This is a genomic window from Achromobacter sp. HNDS-1, assembly GCF_040084795.1.
GTDB classification, from domain to species: domain Bacteria; phylum Pseudomonadota; class Gammaproteobacteria; order Burkholderiales; family Burkholderiaceae_B; genus Achromobacter; species Achromobacter ruhlandii.
Window position 1 is genome coordinate 1,027,319 of sequence record NZ_CP157584.1, and the last position, 20,816, is coordinate 1,048,134.

A 20,816-nucleotide genomic window follows, 5' to 3' on the forward strand; every position below is an offset into this window, starting at 1 on the left:
CTAAGACGTTTCCCGGGCCTGGGGACCGTAGCGCTGGACATACTTTTTTTCCAATTTCCCGCAACAGTGCTCCAGCCCCGCGCGCAGTTCCTTTTCCACGGTCCGCACCGAAATGCCGAAACGCTCGGCGATCTCGCGGTGCGGCACCTCGTCGACCCGCGCCGCGATCACGATCGCCTGGCGCCGGCGCGGCAGCTCGGCCAGCGCCGCCTCCAGCGCCGCCAGCTGCTCGCGGCCCTCGGCCACCTGGGCCGGGCCGGCGGCCTCGTCGGCCATGTCGTACAGCTCCTCGATCTCGGCCATCGACAGGATGCGGGCATTGGCGCGGCGCTGGTCCTCGGCAACGTTCGCGGCGATCTTGAACAGATAGGCGGCCGGATACTCGACCGGTGCGCTCTCGGCCAGGCTGTCGACCCGCAGCCAGGCTTCCTGCATGGCGTCGTTGGCCAGGTCTTCCGACCCCAGCCGGATGCGCAGGCGCTTGCGGAATTCCTGGTACTTGGACAGGAACAGGTTGCGCAGGGCGTCGCCGGTCATGGACATGCGCGTCAGCCCGCGGCGCCGGCCAGCCGGCAATCGGTGCGCGGGTCCGGGCGCGGCGCCAGCACGATGGTCACCGGCTGCGGCAGGTCGGCCGGCGGTGGCGCGTCCATGATGAGTCCGGACAGCACCCCGGCCAGCGCCTCGTCGCGGCGCGCGTCGCCGGTGCCCGACAGCACCCGCGCCTGGCGCACCACGCCGTTGCGGCCGATCCACAGCTGCAGCGAGGCGCGGTAGCGGCCGAACTGCGCGCCGGTCCATTGGCACAGCGCCCGCGTCACGGTGTTCTGCAATACGCCGGCATAGCGCGTCACCGCGGCGGGCGACGGCGCGGCGCCCGCCGCGCGCGGCGCGGGCGCGCTCGCGGCCGACTCCACCAGCGTGAAGGCCGACGCGCTGGCATAGCGCGCCTGCAGCCCGGTGCCCGCCAGCAACTGGCGCAAGGCCTCGCGCGGCGCCAGCCGGCCGCGCACCGCGCTGCCCTGGCGGCCGGCCGTCAGGCGGCTGGTCACCAGCACCGCCATGCCGGTCGCCTGGGTGTACGCGGCCAGGGCCGCGTCCAGCGGCTGCGCGGCGATGTCGAACGCGATCGAAGCGCCGTCCGCGGCGCGCTGCTGCGCCAGCGCCGCCGGCGGCAGCACCGCCAGTCCAAGCGCGAACCAGCAGGCGAACGCCCAAGCGGCCCCAGGCGCCTGCGTGACTGTCATAACACCCCGATGTCTCTAAGATGGCGTGGCGACTGCGCCCCGGTGGTGGCCGGAGGCAGGGCGGAAGCGGCATGGTAGCGAGCGGATATGACGGTCGGGTGACGCGCTCGTGACAGTTGCCGGCCATCGGGCAGGCAACCGTCACGCACGCGTCACGCCCCCCCGGCGCGGCTCACATCGCCAGCTTGCCCCGCTCCTGCGCGCTCAGTTGCCGCATCTCGCTGTCGTCCAGCGCGCCGGCGCCCAGCACCTGCACGGCGCTGGCCGCGTCATAGCGGTTCGCGGCCGCGGTCGGCCCCGGCGGCGGCGCCATGCTGGCGCCGGCCACCGGCTCCTCGCCATACCCCAGGATCTGCACGCTGATCACCGACGGCTGGTTCTGCCGCGCCTGGCTCTGGGCGCGCTGCGCCGACTCCTGCGCCGCCCCCACCGCCGAGGCCGCCGCGGCGCTGGCCGAGGACATCGCGCCGGTATTGACCGACGCCGTCACCGGCACCCCCTTGCTCTCGCCCTGGGCCTGGATGTTGGCGGCGTTCACCACCTGCAAGGCCGCGATGTTGACGTTGCCCGACACCCGGATGCCGGCTTCGCCCGCGTCGATGGTGCCCAACGGCGCATACAGATCGACGTCGCCGGCCGGCACCTCCGGCAGCGGCGCCAGCGTCGCGATGCCCGCGCCGGTGCCGGGCGCATTGGGCGACAGCGTCACATTGCCGACCGTGTCGTAGACGCGCTTGGGCGGGGCGTACAGCACGGTCGTCTTGGCGCCACGGCCGGCGTTGATGTCGCCTTGCGCCGACCAGGCGGTGATGCCGCCGCCGAAAGTGGTCATGACCCGGCTCTGCCCCAGCAGGATGCTGCCCAGCGCGTAGAGCTGGATGCTGCCCTCGCCCTGGGTGATGATGCCGGCGCTGGCCGGCGGCGCGGCCCCTTCCAGGCCGAACACCTGCTGCCCGCCCGGCGTCAGCAACTGGATGTCGCCGCCGAAAGTGCTGCGGATGCCGGCGCCGCCATACAGCGTGATATCGCCCTGGTAGGCCCCGGGCGCGGTGTCCGGGAACAGCGCGGCAATGGCCTGGCGGCCGCGCAGGTAGCTGCCGTAGCGGGCGCTGGACTTGTCGTTGTATTCGCGGCCGCCGGCGCGCAGCTCGGCAAAGTACACCTGGCGCGCGAAGAGGTTGCGCTGCTCGGCGGGCAGCGCGTTGAAATAGGCGCGCGCGTCGTCCACGCTGCCGGCGAAATCATGGTGCTGCGTCAACCACAGCAACAGTTCCGCCTGATAGGTCTTGAACGCCACGCCCTGGTCCGTCAGCGGCCGGCCCGGATCCGCGGCCCGCGTATCCAGGTAACGCGCCAGGAATCCCGCATAGTCCGGCCCGGCCGCGCCGACGCCCGCCAGCACGGCGATCGATGCGCCGGGACGGCGGTCGCCGGGCATCACCGCGCCCAGGCTGGTGATCGAGGCCTGGTCGGCCATGAGCACCTGCCGGCCCGCAGACACTTCCAGCGCGCCGGGGCCGGCCACCTGGAACGAGCTGTAGAGAATGTCGCGGCCGGCGGACACCCGGGAAACCTCGCGCGCATCGCGGTGCAGGAACAGGTTGCCGCTCGATCCCACCCACGCGCCCCCGCCGCTGCCCAGGTTGTAGCCGTTGCTCGACGGCACGTCGAGCTGCACGCCCGGCCCGGTGCCCGACGCGACGATATCGCGCCCGGCCATCATCCAGACCGGCCCCGCCGCCTCAAACCAGGTCTGGCCCTGGCTGTCGCCCTTGAGCACGGTCAGCGTTTCACCGCTGCGCAACCCGACGATGTCGCCATCGCGGGCATACAGCCGGGTCACCGCGCCCGAGCCTGCTGCGCTTGCGGTCGGCGTGCCGAAATAGAACAGCGGGAAATGCAGATCGCGCTCCAGGAGGCCGCCGATCGAGCCCCGGTTGCTCAGGACAGGCGCCTGGCTGGCCTGCGAGGCATAGCCGGCAAAGGCGGGCGTGCGAACACTGGCCACGCTGGCGGGATCGGCGCCCGAGCGATTGATGGCGTAACCGCCCGCGTAGATCGAGTCGCCCGCCAGCAATTCCAGCAGCCCGCGCGCGCCCGGCGCCAACGTCAACGAATACGGCAGGCTGGTGTCTTCCGTGTTCAGATAGCCCGCCGACACCCCCGCATAGATACTGCCATCGTAGGCCGTCGCGCGCAGGATCGACGGATAGAGATAGCGCGCGTCCGACGCCGAGGTATTTAGCCCGGTCTGCAACGCCATGCCCTTGGCGCTGTGCGACGTCTGCCGGCTGGGCGTCAGGTTGCCGCCCGCGCTCGACAGGGTGATCGCGGTGTTGTCGGTCCAGAGCGAGAACCAGGTAGTGCCGCCTCCCGTCACCTGCGTGCCGTCGCGCAGCCGGAACGGCGTGCTGTTCGGCACGGCCACGCGGCCCGGATCGCTGGCCCCGCCAACCACCAGATCGCCGCGTGTATCCAGGCGGATCACCGCGTCGCCAGGGATCAGCGCCAGGCCGCCCGTAGCGCTGGCCAGGGTGGCGGTGTAGGGATCGTAGCCGCGGCTGTCCTTGGCGTCCTGCAGCGATGCATTATTGCCGTATTGCAGATCCAGGCCGCCGACCGCGCCGCCCGTCAGCCTGACGTTGCCGCGCAGGTTGATCAGGGCGCCCTGCAGGTCGATCGCGGGATCGCCGTAGTACGGCGTCGCCCCCCCGGTGGACGACACCCGTCCGCGCGCGCTCTGCGTCGGATTGAGGGCGCCGCCGATGCGCATGTCGATATCGCCGCCGCCCGTCAGCACCACGCTGCCATCGGCCGCGACGCGGCCGGTGCCGCCCACGGCGACGACCAGCCCCTGGCCGCGCGGATAGGCGATCGATCCGCGCGACTCGATGTTGCCAGCATCGCCGTCCGTGCGCACGCTGACGTTGCCGCCGCCCAGCGCGCCGAAGCCGGTGAAGCCCACCAGCACGGGCGTCGAATCCTTGAACTCGGGCCGCGCCGGCGCATAGCTGCCGAAGTTGATCCACCATGCCGTGGGCGTGTCGCCGCCATTGGCGCTGCCGCTGCCCTGGCGCCAGAGCCAGTTGCCGATGCCGACACTGGGGTCGATCACGCGCCCGTCGTAGTTGCCGGCCACGGTCTTGCCCCAGACGTCCCCGCGCAGCGCGCCGCCAGCGTACAGGCTGAAGTTGCCGCCCGCTTCGGGATACCAGGCCTGATAGCCGGCGCCAGCGGCGACAAAGGGTTCGTAGTTGCTGGCGTAGGCGTCACCCAGCACTGTGCTGCCGTAGCGGCCGCGCGGCAGCTGGTAGGCCGGCGCCACGTTGGCCGATTGCGTGCCGGCCGTGTAGACGCCATAGGCCGACATCAGGTTGATGTCGCCGCCGGCAGCCAGGTCCAGGTCGCCGGTGCCGGTGCGCAGCACGCTGAAGTTCTGCGTGTGCGTGGCGACGGTGGTGGTCTGCTTGTTCTCGACGCACTGGTCCGGGAATGCCTCGCAGGTCGCCAGGTCCGCGTCGGCCACCGGCGAACCTTCGGGCTGGCCCCACCAGTTGTCCTTGGCCCAGACCCAGCGCGGCGGCGGCAGGCACAGGCCCTCCACCACGTCGCACAGCCACAGCATGTCGTCCGGCACCGGCTTGCCGGGCTCGAAGCCCGACGATGCCCCGTCCGGCCCCCACACCAGGCCGGCCCCCTTCACCAGGGTGGCGTTGTAATGCGTGTCGGCCAGCGTCAGCTTGCCCGCGCCCGGCCCGGGCAGCACCTGGCGCCGGTCGGCCGCGTCCAGGTCCGCGCCCGCCGTCAGCTGCACGGACCACGACTGGCTGCCGGCGGGCAGCATCCTGGCCAGCGCCCAGTTGCGCCGCTGGTCCGCCGCGGTGCCCGGCCGCAGCTCCACGTAATCCGTGCCCTCCGGGAACACCAGCTTGGTCTGCGAGGGAATCAACGCCCCCTGCTGCAGCGTGATGGTGCCCGCCATCAGCAACACGTTGGCCTCGTAGGCCTGGGTGGTGTACCGATTCGGCAGGGCCACGTTGGCCGGCCAGGTGAATGCTTTCAGGGCCGTGCCACGGGTCAGCAAGGTGCCGGGGCCCAGGCGGGTCTGCGCCGGCAGGTCGAGCGCGTGCTCCAGGACCGTGCCCGCGGCGTACAGCAGTTGCCCGCCGGCGTCGCGCACGTCGCCCGACAGCACCGTACCGGCGGCCAGCGACAGCGGCTGGTCCAGCACCGCTTCCACGGGCAGCCGGGTGCCGGCCGCCAGCGTGGTGGCCTGCAGCGGCAAAGGGTAGTTCAGGGTCTTGCCGCCCGGGAACTCCGTGCCGTCGGCCAGTTGCACCCCGCCGCGCGGCAGCACCACGTCGCCGCCGAAGGGCTGCGCGCCGGGGGTCAGGACCCAGCCGCTCTCATCGTCCGGCGATGCCGGCGGCGGCGCGAAGCCGTCGTTGATGCTGCCGTAGACGTCCAGGTTGCCCTTGGCCCGCAGGATCAGCGCGCCCGCCTCGCCCGAGCCGTAGGCCGAGGTCATCTGCGATCGCGGATTCAGGCTGGCGTAGCGATAGCGCGACAGGTCCAGGTCGCCCTGCACCACCAGGTCGCCGTCGGCGGTGCGGCTGACGATTTCCACGCCGGGACGCAGATGGAACACGTCGCGGTAGGTCGCGTTGTTCAGGCCCGCCAGCTTGCCGTTCAGCAGATTGCCGTTGAGCAGGGCAAGGCGGATGAATTCCCGGCTGTCCGCGTGCTTGGCCTCCAGGTAGGCCTGGTCGATGATCTGGTATTCACGGCCGCCGGCGCGATCGGCCGGATCGCCCGGGCGGGCGTCGTCATAGCGCTGCATGGCGGTCAGGTTGATGGCCTTGGCGCCGTCGATCGTGAGCGGGCCGCGCGCGTCGATGGCGATGTCGCCGTAGGTCGCGGCCGACCCCGGCGCCCCGTCGCCGTTGAGCCCGGCATTGCCGGCGGCGTCGATGCGCGGCGCCATGAGATCCAGCGTGCCGCGCGCCGCGCCATCGTGCTGTCCGGCGGCGGCGCCCTGCGTGGCCCCGGTGCCATGGCGCAGGTCGATGCGGGCGCCGCCCGCCAGCGTCAGCACGCCCTGGCCCGAGCTCAACTCGACCACCGCGCGGTTGGGCGCGTCAATGATCCTGCCGTAGCTGTCCACCCGCAATACCGTGCCGTGCGCGTCCAGCACCGCGCTGGATGCCAGCGTCAGGCCATCGCGCGCCGCCAGCCGGATGCGGCCGACCCGTTCGCCGCTGGCATCGACCCGGCCGACCACGGTCAGGCTGCCGCCGTCGATCGACAGGTTGATATCGTTGGCCCGCAGCGCGTCGCCCAGCGTCAGGCTGCCCTGCTTGACCTGGAAGCTGCGCGCCCCCGTCACGCCGCCCTCGTTCAGGCGGTGGTTCAGGGCCTCGAAGTCGGCGTTCAGATTGCCGGGCGCGCCGAGGCGCTGCGCGCGGACCTCGACACTGCCCGCCCGATACGGCACCTCGGTGCCGCCCGCGTCGTAACGACCCGAGCTGCTGCCCAGGATGCGGCCCAGCAAGGCCACCTGGCCATCGGCGGCCGCCAGCGCCACCGCGCGCAGGTTGCCCGCGTCGTTGTCGCGCGCCGACAGGTCGATCAGCGACCCGTTCTCCTGGCGGATGCCGCCCTGGCTGCTTTCCAGCACCAGGTCGCCACCCCAGCTGTAGCGCAGCACGTCATTGAACGCGATGGCGCGACCGGCCAGGTCGAGCTTCGATCCGTCCGCCAGCAGCACGCTGTCGCGGCCCTGCAGCGTCAGCTTGCCGCTGGGCAGCGCGATCACGCCGTCGACCCGGACATTGGCGCCGGCCAGGCTCAGCTCCGCGCCCAGCGCCTGCACCGTGTCCTGCGCCGCGGGCGCCCCCACGGCGGCCAGCACACGCACGTCGCCGCCCGCCGTGATGCGGTTGACCGAGCCCGCCGCGCCGGTCAGCAAGGCGGTGTTGAGCGTGAGATTGCCGCCGCTGTAGGCATAGCCGCTGCCGCTGGTATAGGCGCCTTGCGATTGGTACACCGCCAGACTGCCGCGATGGTTCGCGGTGATGCGGTCGCTGGCGTTCAGCGTGACGCCGGCAAAGCCCAGCGCCAAGCGGGCGTTGTCATCCAGGCCATTCGGTTGCGCGCCCTGGCCGTAGCCGAACTCGATGCGCTCGGCCTCGATCCGCAGCGCCCCCCGGCCGGTGCCGGCCCCGCCCGCCGCGACCGCGCCGGGTGCCTGCACCGCGCCGTTCCAGACCAGATTGCGGGCGTAGATCGACGCCACGTCGCCGGCCTCGCCATAGCCATAGAGGGCCGGCGTGCCCAGCGCCAGCGTCGCCATGCGGTAGTCGCCGGTGACCGGGTCGCGCGTGTCCAGCGCCACGGTGCCGTAGAAATTCACGGCTTCGCGCGCCGTCAGCGTCAGCATCTCGAGCGCCGGGGCCCCGGCGCTGGCATCGCCGCGCAACAGGCGCGCCAGGATGGCCTGGTTCAGCGTCAGGCCGCTGGGCAGCACGCCGCGCGCGGCGGCCTGCCGCAGCGCTTCGGTAGTGCCGACATTGACGGTGCCGACGGCCAGCGCCAGGTTACGGGTGCCGTAGCGCGCCTGTTCGCCCAGATCGAACACGCCATTGGTGGCGACGGCGATGGTGCCCTCGGAATACAGCCGCGTCACCGCCTCGCAGGCGCCGGTCGCGCAGGTGCCGATGCGGATCGCGCCCGTGACCGTGCTGTCGGGGGCCAGCACATCCAGGCGGCCATTGGATAGCGCCAGCAGGCCGGCGCTGCCGGGCTGGAAGGCAAAGCCGCCGGTCGAGTCCACCGACGGCGCGCCGCGTCCGAGCGTGGAAATGCCCGCGCCCGCCTCGATCTCGATCACCCGTGACGAGATCAGCACCTCCGGCGCCGCCAACTGGGCGCCGGACCGCATCACCACCTCGTTGGCGCCGCCCTGGAAGGTATAGAAGCGCCCGCCCTGCCCGTACAGCACCACCGGCAGCGCGCCGATCACCAGGCGGCTGGCGCCCAGCGCGGCCAAGGCGTCGGCATGCACCGACGCGCCGCCAAAGCCGGCGGTCGGCGCCTGGCCCGCCGCCAGGATTTCGATACTTGAACTGCCGCCATTGAGCGCCGCGGTGCCGCCGAAACCGCCCGGCGCCCCATTGAAATTGGCCAGCCCCTCGAAGCGCAACGCCTGCCCGTCCTGCGAACCGGCATGGATCGCCAGGCGCAGGGTGCGCGCATCGGCCGGCAGCATGGCGCGCGGCACGCCGCGCGTCGTCGCGTCGGCCCGCACGAAACTGGCATAGCTCATTTCGTTGTACTGCGAATAGGTGCGCAGCACGTTCGCGGGCGTCAGGATCACCTGGCTCGCCAGGCGGTCCGCCGCGCCGGCCCCGGCGGTGGACAGTACGCCGCTGGCGGCCCACGACAGGTTGCGCATCCGCAGCGGCGCGATGGCCGCGCCGGCCGCCGCCTGGCCGTTGATCTCGACCCGAAAAGCGCCGGGCAGCAAGGCGTAGGTGGAAGGCATCAAGGTATAGGTGCCGGCCGGCAGGCCGGGAACGCCGTCGCCCAGCGTGATCTGCCGCCCCACGCCCGGCGTCGACGCGCCGGCCTCGCCGCCCGCCGGCGCATAGCCCGGCTGCGCGCCGGGCACGATGGCGTACACCGGATTGGTGGCCAGCCCCGGCAGCGTGAAGCCGCCCTTGGGATCGTTGCGCACCAGCGGAAAGTAGCGCGCGTCGGTCGAACCGCCACGGCCGGACACGAACCCCGCGCCGGTCAGTTCGCCGCCGCCCGACAGGTCCAGCAAGGACCCCGGCAGCGCGTCCACGTCGCGGAACCCCAGCGTGATGCCGGTGCGCAGCGACGCGCCCTGGCCCTGGCCGACCGCGCCGCCGGCGCCCGGCAAGGCCACCTCGGCGCCCTGGAATTTGTACGACACGCCATCGGTGGTGCCGCCATACGGCATCCACAGGCCGGCGCCGCTGACGGACGTGACGCTGCCGGGCAGCAAGGTCAGGCGCTGCGCGCCGACCGCTGAACTCAGGTCGCCCAGCACGATCGTGCCCAGCGGCGCGCGCAGCACGCCGCCCTGCTCCACGCTGGCCGCGGCCAGGCGCAAGGTGCCGAAGGCCGAATACGGCACGGCCGGCAGCGCGGCGCCCGCGTCGCCCGCGCGGCCCACCCGCAGCGTGCGGGTCGGATCGAAAACGTTGACGCCGGACTGCGGATTGCGGGTATAGCCGGCCAGCAGTTCGGCCTCGGCCCCCGTGACCGGATACAGCTGCGCGGCGGTCAGGTCGAGGTCGCCCCGGGTCCACAGGCGCGTGCGCGGCTGGTCGTCGTTGTGCCGCAGGAAGCGCAGGTCGCCGCCGCTGTTCAGCGCCACCCGGTCAAAGCCGCTGCGCGCCACGGTCAACAGGCCGCCCACGCTGCGGTTGATGCTGCCCTGGGTGCCGAACGACAGGCTGTTGCCCACCTCCAGCAGACTGCCGGCGCGCACCGTGAACACCCCCGCCCCCACATCGGGCGCATCGCCGAACAGCACCCGCGGCCGCAGCATGCCATTGGTGGCGAAGTACGTGCCCGGGCCGGACAGCCGCACATAGGGCGCCGCCAGGTTGACCCGGGTCCGCGCGGCGGCGTCCGGCGCCAGCGAATAGGCGCTGGCGTACAGCCGCATGCTGCCCGCCACCGCCACATCGACCGCGCCGTCGAACGACATCAGGCCGTTGGCCAACAGCCCCAGGTGATCGAAGCCGCCCGCGGCCGTCAGGCGCGCGGCGTCCAGCCTTGTCTGCCCGTAGCGCAGGCCGTCGGCCGCCGCGCCCGGCGTCAGGGCCGTATCCAGCAGGCCGCCCGCGCCCGGCGCCAGCACCAGCTCGCGCGGCACCTGCACCGGCATGCCGGCGACGCCATCGCCCCAGATGCGGTAGAGCGGCGTCTCCAGCGCGACATCGAGCGTGCCGCCCATGGCGCTGGCGCCGCCGGCGCGCGCGATGAAGGCGCCGTCCAGGTGCAGGCCGTTATACGAGCTGAGCGAAATGCGGCCGCCGTCACGCGCCAGCCGCAGCGGGCCGACCCCGTTGATGTCCACGTCCACGCCGGCGCCCGAGGCATCCAGCACCGCGCCCGGCCGCACGATCACGTAGGCGTCCGACGAGGTCGCGGTGGCGCGCGCATGGTCGATTTCGCCGCCGATCACGATCACGCCGCCCGCATCCGCCACGCCGTAGCGGCGGCCCTGCTCATCGATGCCGGACTGCGCCCGGCCGGCCACGTCCAGCACCGCCCGCTCGCCGATCCAGATCGAACGGTTGTGCAGCTGGCCATCCGCGGTCTCGACCGAGTCGGCGACATCGATGTCGCCCAGGCGCAATTGCCGGATGTCGATCTTGCCGCCCGCGGCCGTCAGCCCGCCCAGCACCGTGATCTGGCCGGCGCCGCGCAACGTGATGGCCTGGCCCGGGTCCACCGCCACCTGGGCCCCCTGGCCGATCAGCAGCGTCGTATCGCTGTCCGTGCCGACCGGGCCGAGCGTGCGCCCGCTCTGCAGCGACAGACTGGCGCCGCGCCGCCGCGTCGCCGTCCCCGCCACCGCGTCATGCAGATAGACGGGCGGCAGCCAGGCTTGCAGCGCCGTGGCGGCCTCGGCGCCGGTGGGCATGCCGCCCGCCTGCGCGACCGGCCGGTATACCGGCATCGACACCTCGATGCGGGCGCCGTCGGCCACGGTCACGCCACGGCTGCCGATGATCTCGTAGCGCGCAAAGCCGCGCTGGAAGAACGGCGCTGTCAACGCCAGCACGTCGGCGCCGGCCTGCGCCGGCGTCGCGCCCAGCGCCACCTTGCCCGCCGTCACCGCCAGGGTGCCGCCGCCGTCCACGCCGTAGCCGCGCAGTTCGGCGCCCAGGTCCAGGCGTCCCATGGCGGCGCCGCTCATCACCGTTTCGATCGTGACGTTGCCGCCCTTACCGCCGGTCAGCTTGCCCTTGGCGCGCAACGCCGCGCCCGAGCCGACGTCGATCACGCTGCCGCTCTCCAGCAGGATGTCGCCGCTGCCGCGCAGCGACACGCTGCCGCCATTCAGGTAGGGCATGGCGCCGGTCAGACCCGGCGCCAGCGCCAGGTTGGTCCACAGGCCCGACGTATCCAGCCGCCCGCCCGCGCCCAGCGTCAGGCGGTCGGACGCCGTGGCGCCGATGGAGGTATCGAGCATGCCCGACGAGGTCACCTGATTGAGCACATTGCCCAGGCGGATACTGCCGCCGCGCGCGCTCAGCGCGCCGTCCACCGTCACGCGGTTCGCGTACAGCGTGATCTCGCCGCCCGGCGCCACCGCCAGATCGGACTGCGCGGCGATGTCCTGGGCGGCGATGCGAACGGCGCCCAACCCGAAGCCGTTCAAGCGGGCGGTATCCAGCAACAGCGCGCCGCCTCGATCGGCGGGCAGCGCGTCGCCCAGCTCCAGGCCGGCGGCAATGGCCGCCACGCGCTCCGACAACACCACCTGCCGCACCGTGTCCTCGCTGCGGCCCAGCGCGTACTGCACCGCGCCGGTCGTCTTGTTGTAGTACGGCGTATAAGTGCCGACCACCAGTTGCGCGCCACGCGCCGCGGCCCGCTGCGATTGCTGGTAGCCGTCCAGGCCGGACTGCGGGGCGGCATTCTGGCGATCCCCCTGGAAGGTCGTGCCGATCAACTCCCCTTCCAGCACCGCGGCGCGGGTGCCGATCAGCAGTCGGCCCGCATCACGGCCCACGGTATAGCCGGTCTCGAAGCGTTCGAGCGGCGCAATCAGCGGGTTGTAGAAACGGCGCGTCTGGCCCCAACGCTCGCTGCGCGCCTCGTAGCCCTGGTACAGCCCGGTGTAGGCCAGGTCGCCCGGCGCGCGCGAGGCCTCGTACAGCTTGCCGTCCACGCCGCGCAGCCAGCTCTGGCGGATCATGCCGTCCTGCACGTCGAGCGTGCCGCCGGACAGGTTGATCTGCGAGCCGGCGCGCGTCACCACGTCGCCGCCGGTGAATTCGACATTGCCGCCCTGCGCCATCCATTCGTTGACCGCATGCCCCTGCGTGCCCAGATAGCCGCTGACCTCCAGCAGCCCGCCAGCCGTGTACCAGCGGTCGGTGGCGTAGCCATTGGTGCCGGCCGGCACCAGCACCAGGTCGCGGATATCCACCCACAGGTCATTGCTGTTGAGCTTGCCGCTTTCACGGTTGACCGGCGCGTCGCGCTGCTCGTTGCCCTGTACGTTGATCTTGAGGTTGTTGTTTTCCATGGCGACCGGCACGCCCACCGCGCCCGCCACGTCCAGGATGGCGCCGTCGCGCAGCAGGCTGCGCCGCGCCGCCTGCACGGCGATCTGGCCGCCGGTGGCCAGCGTGATGGAACCCGACGCGAAATCCACCGTGCCGCTGCTGCTGACCTCCACCCGCGACAGCTCGCGCCGGTCGGCGCCGGCCGACAGCCACGGCGAAGACGTCGTCGCCGCCGGCGGCGCGCGCAGGCCGTCGCGCTGGCTGTCCAGCGCCAGGGCGCCGCTGTGGTCCAGCAGGATCGCGGCGACGCTGCCTTCGGCCAGGGTGATCCTGCCGTCCGCGCCGGCGGCGGTCAGGTGCAGGGTGCCGCGCGTATCCACCGACGTGCTCGACAGCAGCACCCCGCGCTGCGTCACGTCGCCGCCGGTCAAGGTCACGTCGCCCATGGCGGCCTGGATCAGGCCGCTGTTCTCGACCCGCCCGGGCACGCCCGCCGGCGTGACCTCGTTGCCCTTGGTGGTCGACAGCAGGTTGCCCGCCGTGCCCTGGCCGCGCTTGATGACGAAACTGTCGCCAGCCGCCAGCAACGCCTGTCCGCCCGGCGTGTCGATCGTGCCGGCATTGGCCGCTTCCTTGCCCAGCAGCAGCACGTAGCCGCCGCCCGAGGTCGAGGTGGTGGACGCGGCGGTCGCGATGCGCGCGCCGGCCTGCACCTCGACGCGGCCCAGGGCGCCCAGGAACGTCGGCTGGGCGCCATTGTCGGCATACAGGCCCTTGTCGCGGAACTGCGCATCCGTGATGGTGGCGGCCGCGACCACCAGGTTGCGGGCGTTGACCTGGCTGGTGCCGCTGAAGATCACCCCGTTCTGGTTGACCACCATCACCGTGCCGTCGGCCTGGATCGCGCCCTGGATCTGGCTGGGCCGGGCCGCCGCGCCCACCACCCGGTTCAGCACCGCGTCGGCGGCGCCCTGCTTGAACCGCAGCGTGGTGTTGCGGCCAACGTTGAAGGTGTCCCAGTTCAGGATGGCGCGCGATTGGGTCTGCTCGATCGTCACCAGCTGTCGGCCGCCGTCAGTGCCTGTGGTCGGCTTGTTGGCGCCTTCCCACTTGGCCTGCGCGCCCTCCGCGATCCACAGGCCGCCGCGCGCCAGTCCATCCGGCACGTCCGTGCCGTTGGCGGCCGCGGCCGCGCGCGCCGCCGCCTGCGCCGCCTGCTGCGCGGCCACCGCCGCGGCGGTGCGGTTCAGGTTGTCCAGCGAGCGCTGCAGCTGCTGGCGCGATTGCGCCTGCTGGCGGGCGCTGTTGCCAATGCCGGCCAGGCTGCCGTCGGGCATGCGGCCGGTGCGCTGCGCGGTGGACTGCACCGCGTTCTTGTCGGCGAACCAGCCGGGGCTGAAGGCCCGCGCCTGGGCCTGCGCCGTGCCGCTCCAGCCGCCGGCGATCAGCAGCACCGCCAGCGCCTGGCGCAGCGGCGTCGGGCGCCAGTCCGGACGGCGGCGCCCCGTCTTGCGCGCCATGAATGCCTTACCGCCGCGTTGCGCCAACCGTGCCTGCATGATCGTCTTTCCTTATTCCAATCGCGGTGTTCGCCACCTAGAACAAGACAGACGGATGGAAAAATGCCGACCAGAACCCTGTCATAAATAATTCACGAACCCCGCCGGGCCGCGGCGCCAGCCGGCTCAGGACAGCAGCACCACGCCGCCCGGCAGCCGGGTCACCTCGGCCCCATAGGCGTCGCGGATCAGCTGCTCGGCGTCCGCCACCTGCGCCAGCGCGAAGCGCGCCTGCACCCGGCGTTGGCCAAGCTGCCTGTTGAGCAACACCAGCCGGCCGCGCCGATAGCGGTTCAACTCGTCCACGACGTCCGCCAGCGGCACCCGGTCGAACACCAGCCAGCCGCGCCGCCAGGCGGTCACGGCTTCGGTATTCACCTTCGCCGGCGGCATCACCCGGCGGTCGTCGTAGCGCAGCTCCTGGCCGGCGCCGACCTCGTAGGTGCCCTGCGCGTGCGCCAGTTGCACGCTGCCGGCCAGGCAACACAGGCTGGCCTCGCCGCCCAGATAGCGCAGGTTGAACAGCGCCTCGCGCGCCGAGACCCGTCCCGCCCCCGCCACCACCTGCGCCACCGGCGCCGGCAGCGCGGGATTCGCATCGGCCTGCCGGCCGACGCGGACCTCGGCCTCGCCCGCGGCCAGCTCGATCACCGCGCCCGCCGAAGCCGCCGCCGACCGCACATTGATGCGCGTCTGCGTGTTCAGTTCCAGTTCCAGCGCATCCCCCAGCGCCACCCGGCGCTGCTCGCCGGTCGCCGTGCGGTAATCGGCGCCCAGCTCGTCCAGCCCGGGCCACAGCCCCAACGGCGGCCGCCACGCCAGATAGGCGGCCGATGCCGCCACCGCGCCGCCCAGGAACGCGCGCCGGCCCGACCGCGACGGACGCCGCGTCGTGGCCCTCGCCGCCGCTTCTTCGCGCACCGCCGGCCCCAGCGCCTGCCACAGCTGCTTCTGTTCGGCGAAGGCGGCCTCGTGCCCCGGGTCCGCTCGCAGCCAGGCGCGGAACGCCTCCGCATCCGCTTCGGTGGCGTCGCCCGAGGTCAGCGTCAGCAACCAATGGCGCGCATCGTGGTCGTGCGACGCCCGTCCGCGCCCGCGCCTTCCCGGCAGCATCATCAGCGCCATGATTCGTCTTCCTCGCCCGCGCCCCGCGCGGGTCCTTCCTGCGCTTGCAGCGCCTTGCCGCAATGGGCCAAGGCGCGCTTGAGCTCCTTGGATACGATGCGCTCGGACACGCCGTAGCGCCGGGCGATCTCGGCATGCGGCACATCGTGCACCCGGGCGGCCAGCAGCATCTGCTGGGTCCGCTCCGGCAGCTGCCGCAGGGCGCGGCGAAACGCATCGATCTGGCTGCGGCCCTGCGCGATGCGCGCGGGGTCCTCCGTCTCGTCCGTCGCGCCGACCAGCTCGATGATCTCCACCCCCGTCAACAGGCGCGAATCGCGGCGGCGCTGATCCTCGGCGATGTTCACCGCCACGCGGAACAGATAGGCCGCCGGCTGCTGGATCGACGAGCTCGATGGCATGTCGTTCACTTTCAGGAAGGCTTCCTGCATGGCGTCGTGCGCCAGGTCGTCCGACCCCAGGCGGCGCTTGAGCTGGCTGCGAAAATCGTTGTAGCGCTCCAGGAACAAGGCGCGCAGGGAACCCGCCGGCTTGTCATCCCGCATGGCTTGCCCCTCGCAGCGCGGCGCAATCATCCGCATCGCTCGCCTGCAGCAGGATCGTCACCGGCTGCGCCATGCCGCCCGGCAGCGGTCCGGCCGTCACGCCGCGCAACGCGACCTCCAGCCGCCGATTCAGCGGCGCCGATCCGGTATCCGATACCCAATCCACGCGGTCGACGCGCCAGGCCTTGTCGAACCACAGCTTGACCAGGGCGCGATAGCGGCCCGGCTCGGCGCCCTGCCCTTTGCACAGCGCCCGCTTGAGCGCGCCTTGCAGCGCGGCCGCGTACGGCGTGTCGCGCAGCCGCGCCGCGGCAGCCGACCGCGCGGCCGCCGGCTCGCGCGGCGCCGCCACCAGCGTGAACGAATCCGCGCTGGCGTAGCGGATCGCCAATGGCGATCCCGCCAGCAGCTTGCGCAAGGCGTCCCCGGGGGTATAGGTGCCGACCACCGCGGGCGCATGGCGGCCGGCGGTCAGGGCGCTGTCGACCAGCACCGTCAGGCCGCTGTCCAGGCTGTATTGCGCCAACGCCTGGTCCAGCGGCTGCGCGGCAATCGCGAACGCCATCTCGCGCGGCGGCGCCTCGGCGCGGCTCGCGCCGGCCAACGCCCACACCCCCAACGCCAGGCAGGCGTGCCGCATCCAGCCCCTGCCCGGCGGACAGGCGAAGGTCATCGACGCCAACATGGAGGAAAAATGCCAGGCATGGCCATTGTCGCGGGCGCCCGCGCACCCGTCTCGTAGGAAAGGCGCCATGCTAGGACGCGCGAATGACGCAATCGTGACACGCCACATCCGCGTCACGGCAGGCCGCCACGCAATCGTCACCTGCGCGGCGTCATCCGTCCCTATACTGACGGCATGGCGGCCCCAGGCCGCCGGGCCTTTTCAAAGGAGCCCGCATGCGCACACATCGCCCCTCTTCGCGCCACGCCAGCCTGCTGTTGCTGGCGGCGCTGGCGGCAACGCCCCTGCTGGCGGGCGCCCAGGCGACGCCCACGCCGGCGCCCCCGGCCGCCCAGCCGGCAGCCAAGCCCGCCGCCCGGGCCTGCATCGACACCGAGGTCAACGGCTACCATGCCCTGTCGTATGACTGCCTGAACCAGAAAATGGCGCCCGACGCCGCGCCCAAGCCGCCGCCCACGCTCGGCTCGGAAGCGATCACGCAGCGGCCGCCCAACCAGATGGGCCTGCCCACGCCCGCCACCATCGGCAACCGCATGGGCAACACCTTCGGCACCTCGGCCTACCCGCAGCGACCCGCGCCGTAACGGGCGCGCGCCGTCACGCGTGCATGCCACGGCGCTGTTCGAGCCGTGGCGGCGATTGTCCAGCGGGCTTCAGGCGGTGCGGCTGATGAAATAGATCTTCTTGACGAACTGGTCCACTTCCCAGCGGCCGGTATAGCCCTCCGGCATCACGAAGGCCTCGCCCACGGTCAGTTCATGCACGGTGCCGTCCGGATCGACCAGGCGCGCCGCGCCTTCGACGATGTAGCCGAACTCGATGTAGCCGGTGGTGTTGGACTGGAAACTGCCGGCGGTGCTTTCCCACACGCCGGCCTCGGCGCGGCCGCCATTGCCTTCGAAGGCGGTCACGGTGCGGAACGCCGCGTCGCCCGAAATGGGACGCTTGGGCTTGCCCGGCACCGGATTCTTCATGGGGCCGGCATCGATGCGGACCAGCCGCGATTGATCATGCTTCACTGCATTTTCCTTGGAATCAATGCGCCGCCACCACCAGCACCTCGGCCGCGCCGCGGCTGACCGTGCGCATGCGATGCGGCAGTTCGGAATCGAAATAGAGGGAATCGCCGGCGTCCAGGCGGAACGCGCGTTCGCCCACCTGGACCTCGATGGCGCCTTTGAGCACCAGCAGGAATTCCTCGCCGGGATGCGGAAAGACCGCGGCGGCGTCGGGAAATTCACGCGGCGGGTGCACGATGAAGGGTTCCATGGCCTTGACCTTGCGGCGCCCGGCCAGCGACTCGTAGTGGTATTCGTTGCCCAGGTCGCGCCGTTGCAGCGCCTCGCGATCGGCCACACGCACCAGGCTGACGACCTCGTCCTGCGCCGCGCCGTCGCCGCCCACCAGTTGCGACACGCCCACGCCATAGGCCTCGGCCAGCCGCAGCACGGTCGAGATCGAAGGCTCGCTCAGGCCCCGCTCCAGTTTGGAGAGGTAGCTTTTGGTCAGGCCCGTGCGCTCGCCCAGCTGTTCCAGGGACAGGGATTGCTGGCGGCGCAGCGCGCGCAGGCGGTGAGGCAGGTCGATCATGGGCGGAAAAGGTCGCGATAACGACCGATAAGCATGCCCGAAAGCCGCCCCCGCGTCGAGCCGGCCCGCCCGCCATGCCCTTGGCCCCGTCCATTCGGCGGGCCCTCGCCGCAAGCCCCGCCGCCTTCGGCGGCCGCGGCAGTCGCTAACCCAGCACGTCCGGATGCTGGCGCAGCGCGCGCCGCGCGTAATACGAAAAGCCCACCTGCGAGCGCTTGGGCGTCAGGATCCAGTCGTGCGCCTCATGCCCCAGCGCCGGCGGAATCGGCTGGATCTTGCCGGCCGCCATCGCCAGCAGCTGCATGCGGGCGGCGCGCTCGAACTGCAGCGCCAGCACGCAGGCCTCTTCCACCGTGCCCGCGGCCACCAGCATGCCGTGGTGCGACAGCAGGATGGCGCGCTTGTCGCCCAGCGCCGCCGAGATGATCTCGCCTTCCTCGTTGCCCACCGGCACGCCCGGCCAGTCCTTCAGGAACGCCACGTCGCCGTACAGCGGGCAGTTGTCCATGTGCGAGACCTCCAGCGGCACCTCCAGCATCGACAGCGAAGCCGCGTGCAGCGGGTGCGTATGGATGATGCAGTTGACGTCCGGCCGCGCCCGGTAGATCCAGGAATGGAAGCGGTTGGCCGGATTGGGCATGCCGCCGCCTTCCTGCACCCGCAGGTCTTCGTCCACCAGCAGCAGATTGCCGGCCGTGATCTCGTCGAACCCCAGCCCCAACCGCTGCGTGTAGTAGCGGTTGGGTTCCGGCGCCCGCGCCGTGATCTGGCCCGCCAGGCCCGAATCGTGCCCGCCGTCGAACAGGATGCGGCAGGTCAGCGCCAGGCGCTCGCGCAGCGTCCAGTCGGGCGTGTCGAACTGGCGCTGCATCTCGGCCTTGGCGCGCGCGATCAGTTCATCCTTGCCCAAGTGCATCGTATCGGCCATCTTTGACTCCTCGCTATGCCGTTTCCAACAACGGCGTAAAGCCCGGCAGGGCGCGCATGCGCGCCAGCCAGGCGTGGATGTGGGTAAAGGCGGACAGGTCGTAGCCGCCCTGCTCCGCCATGCTGGTGTAGGGATAGAGCGCGATGTCGGCGATGGTCGGCGCCTCGCCCACCAGGAAGGCGCGGCCCGCCAGATGCGCCTCCATCCAGGCCGCCGCGCGCATGCCGATGCGGCGCCACTCCACCATCGCCGGGTCATCCACCCGCGCCGTGCCGCGCAGGTGGATCAGCAGCCGCGGCTGCGCGAAGGCGTGCATGTGCTGGGTCTGCTCGAAACTCAGCCAGCTGGCCACCTGCGCCTGCGCCAGCCGCCCCTCGGGCAGCCACGGCGTGCCCCGGCCCAGATACCACAGGATCGCCTGCGACTCCGCCAGCCACACGCCTTCGGGCGTGCGCAGCGCGGGCACCTGGCGCCACGGATTGATGCGGCCGAAGGCCTCGGTCTCCAGGTCGCCCTGCACGATGTCGAAGGTGCGGCGCGTCAGCGCCAGCCCCATGTAGCCGCAGGCCAGCCGGATCTTCCAGGCATTGCCCGAACGCAGCGTGTCGGCCAGTTCCAGCGGCTGTCCCGCCAGGGGATGCGTCGTCATGCTCAATCCATCCTGATATCGGCGCGCTTGACGATCTCGGCCCACTTCTTCTTTTCGGCCGCGATGAAGCGCTGGTACTCGTCCGGCGCGCCGGTATGGAGCTGCGTGCCCTGCGCCGCCAGCCGCGTCTTCAGTTCGGGCGAGGCCAGCGTCTGGCGCAGCGCCGCGTTGAGTTTTTCCAACACTGCCGGCGGCGTGCCGGCCGGCGCGAAGAACGCATTCCAGGAACTGATCTGCAGCCCGGCGTCGCCGGCCTCCCCCGCGGCCGGCACCTGCGGCGCCGACGGCAGGCGCTGGTCCGCCGCCACCGCCAGCGCGCGCAGCTTGCCCGAAGCCACGTGCGGCATGATCACCGGACTGGCGTCCATCACCACGTCCACCTGGCCGCCGATGGCCGCGTTGACCGCCTCGCTGCCGCTCTTGAACGGCACGTGCACGATGTCCACGCCCGCCGTCAGTTTCAACAGCTCCAGCCCCAGGTGCGGCGAACTGGCCGTGCCCGCCGAACCGAAATTCAGCTTGGCCGGATGCGCCTTGGCGTACGCCACGAAGTCCGCGAAATTCGCCGCCGGCAGATCGCCGCGCACCGCCAGCAGATAGGGCGAGCCGGACACCAGCCCGACCGGCGCGAACTTGTCGGGGTCATAGCTGAGCTTGGCGTAGATCAGCGGGTTCACCACCTGCGTGCCCACCGTGCCCATGAAAATCGTATACCCGTCGGCCGGCGCCGTCGCCGCCACCTGCGCCGCGATCACGCCACCGGCGCCGGGCCGGTTTTCCACCACGACGCTCTGGCCGAGCGCGTCGCCCATGCCCTTGCCCACCTGGCGCGCCACGATGTCGGTGATGCCGCCGGCGCCGAACGGCACCACCAGCCGGATCGGATGATCCGGAAACGCGGCCTGCGCGCCGCTGCTTGCGGCCAGCGCCAGGGCGGCGGCCATGATGATGCGCTTCATAGGATTCCCCTTGTGTCCGCCGCTGGATCGCGGCTATGACACAAAGTGTCCTATAGAGGATTGATTTTCCGCAAGAGGAATATGACTGGGGGAATCCCTGAGGGGCGGGAATAACGTTCGCTTATTTTGAAGTTCGCCTCATGGCTCTGGCCGGCCATGCCGGCCATTGCGCGAACCGTTCGGGAGACACCTGATGCCGAATTGGCGCGATGCGCCCAAGCCAGAACAACCGCGGTGTCGAACCTCAACCCGC

Annotated in this window: 12 protein-coding genes; 1 reads left to right on the top strand and 11 read right to left on the bottom strand. The window is 71.7% G+C overall.

Annotated elements, in window-relative coordinates; translation table 11 throughout:
- The 6 genes from ABFG95_RS04525 to ABFG95_RS04550 all read right to left on the bottom strand — a co-directional run bounded on the left by ABFG95_RS04525 (position 1) and on the right by ABFG95_RS04550 (position 16,437).
- Positions 1-537 (bottom strand): RNA polymerase sigma factor, encoded by a 537-nt coding sequence (locus ABFG95_RS04525; RefSeq protein WP_238922739.1) that lies wholly within the window; start codon positions 535-537, stop codon positions 1-3.
- A gap of 11 nt (positions 538-548) precedes the next feature.
- Complete coding sequence (locus ABFG95_RS04530) at positions 549-1,247, bottom strand: STN domain-containing protein (RefSeq protein WP_348995510.1); 699 nt, start codon at positions 1,245-1,247, stop codon at positions 549-551.
- A gap of 172 nt (positions 1,248-1,419) precedes the next feature.
- Positions 1,420-14,082, bottom strand: coding sequence for a filamentous haemagglutinin family protein (locus ABFG95_RS04535; RefSeq protein WP_348995511.1), 12,663 nt, complete (start codon positions 14,080-14,082; stop codon positions 1,420-1,422).
- Positions 14,083-14,208: 126 nt separating this feature from the next.
- Positions 14,209-15,207, bottom strand: a complete 999-nt coding sequence (locus ABFG95_RS04540) for a FecR domain-containing protein (RefSeq protein WP_348995512.1) — start codon at positions 15,205-15,207, stop codon at positions 14,209-14,211.
- Complete coding sequence (locus tag ABFG95_RS04545) at positions 15,198-15,752, bottom strand: RNA polymerase sigma factor (RefSeq protein ID WP_068979954.1); 555 nt, start codon at positions 15,750-15,752, stop codon at positions 15,198-15,200. Before ABFG95_RS04545 ends, ABFG95_RS04540 begins: the two co-directional genes overlap by 10 nt.
- On the bottom strand, positions 15,742-16,437 hold the full coding sequence (locus ABFG95_RS04550; RefSeq protein ID WP_348995513.1) for an STN domain-containing protein: 696 nt from the start codon (positions 16,435-16,437) through the stop codon (positions 15,742-15,744). Before ABFG95_RS04550 ends, ABFG95_RS04545 begins: the two co-directional genes overlap by 11 nt.
- Before the next feature lie 215 nt (positions 16,438-16,652).
- Here ABFG95_RS04550 and ABFG95_RS04555 point away from each other — a divergent pair, with 215 nt between their 5' ends.
- A complete protein-coding gene (locus tag ABFG95_RS04555; RefSeq protein ID WP_175146416.1) occupies positions 16,653-17,021 on the top strand; it encodes a hypothetical protein in 369 nt (122 codons plus the stop codon).
- 69 nt (positions 17,022-17,090) lie between these two features.
- Here ABFG95_RS04555 and ABFG95_RS04560 read toward each other — a convergent pair whose 3' ends face one another.
- The 5 genes from ABFG95_RS04560 to ABFG95_RS04580 all read right to left on the bottom strand — a co-directional run bounded on the left by ABFG95_RS04560 (position 17,091) and on the right by ABFG95_RS04580 (position 20,563).
- Positions 17,091-17,411 (bottom strand): cupin domain-containing protein, encoded by a 321-nt coding sequence (locus tag ABFG95_RS04560; protein ID WP_211485551.1) that lies wholly within the window; start codon positions 17,409-17,411, stop codon positions 17,091-17,093.
- 61 nt (positions 17,412-17,472) lie between these two features.
- Complete coding sequence (locus ABFG95_RS04565) at positions 17,473-18,027, bottom strand: XRE family transcriptional regulator (protein WP_054417394.1); 555 nt, start codon at positions 18,025-18,027, stop codon at positions 17,473-17,475.
- 145 nt (positions 18,028-18,172) lie between these two features.
- Positions 18,173-18,955, bottom strand: a complete 783-nt coding sequence (locus ABFG95_RS04570; protein WP_063570255.1) for an aldolase — start codon at positions 18,953-18,955, stop codon at positions 18,173-18,175.
- A gap of 13 nt (positions 18,956-18,968) precedes the next feature.
- A complete protein-coding gene (locus ABFG95_RS04575; RefSeq protein ID WP_063570254.1) occupies positions 18,969-19,604 on the bottom strand; it encodes a glutathione S-transferase family protein in 636 nt (211 codons plus the stop codon).
- A gap of 2 nt (positions 19,605-19,606) precedes the next feature.
- Positions 19,607-20,563 carry a tripartite tricarboxylate transporter substrate binding protein gene (locus ABFG95_RS04580; protein ID WP_348995514.1) on the bottom strand — a complete coding sequence of 319 codons (957 nt, stop codon included), beginning with the start codon at positions 20,561-20,563 and terminating at the stop codon, positions 19,607-19,609.
- Positions 20,564-20,816 lie beyond the last annotated feature (253 nt).

Excerpts from the sequence above, each read along its gene's own strand:
- ABFG95_RS04525 (WP_238922739.1), bottom strand. The coding sequence starts at position 537 with ATGACCGGCGACGCCCTGCGCAACCTGTTCCTGTCCAAGTACCAGGAA.
- ABFG95_RS04530 (WP_348995510.1), bottom strand. The coding sequence starts at position 1,247 with ATGACAGTCACGCAGGCGCCTGGGGCCGCTTGGGCGTTCGCCTGCTGG.
- ABFG95_RS04535 (WP_348995511.1), bottom strand. The coding sequence starts at position 14,082 with ATGCAGGCACGGTTGGCGCAACGCGGCGGTAAGGCATTCATGGCGCGC.
- ABFG95_RS04540 (WP_348995512.1), bottom strand. The coding sequence starts at position 15,207 with ATGGCGCTGATGATGCTGCCGGGAAGGCGCGGGCGCGGACGGGCGTCG.
- ABFG95_RS04545 (WP_068979954.1), bottom strand. The coding sequence starts at position 15,752 with ATGCGGGATGACAAGCCGGCGGGTTCCCTGCGCGCCTTGTTCCTGGAG.
- ABFG95_RS04550 (WP_348995513.1), bottom strand. The coding sequence starts at position 16,437 with ATGTTGGCGTCGATGACCTTCGCCTGTCCGCCGGGCAGGGGCTGGATG.
- ABFG95_RS04555 (WP_175146416.1), top strand. The coding sequence starts at position 16,653 with ATGCGCACACATCGCCCCTCTTCGCGCCACGCCAGCCTGCTGTTGCTG.
- ABFG95_RS04560 (WP_211485551.1), bottom strand. The coding sequence starts at position 17,411 with ATGAAGAATCCGGTGCCGGGCAAGCCCAAGCGTCCCATTTCGGGCGAC.
- ABFG95_RS04565 (WP_054417394.1), bottom strand. The coding sequence starts at position 18,027 with ATGATCGACCTGCCTCACCGCCTGCGCGCGCTGCGCCGCCAGCAATCC.
- ABFG95_RS04570 (WP_063570255.1), bottom strand. The coding sequence starts at position 18,955 with ATGGCCGATACGATGCACTTGGGCAAGGATGAACTGATCGCGCGCGCC.
- ABFG95_RS04575 (WP_063570254.1), bottom strand. The coding sequence starts at position 19,604 with ATGACGACGCATCCCCTGGCGGGACAGCCGCTGGAACTGGCCGACACG.
- ABFG95_RS04580 (WP_348995514.1), bottom strand. The coding sequence starts at position 20,563 with ATGAAGCGCATCATCATGGCCGCCGCCCTGGCGCTGGCCGCAAGCAGC.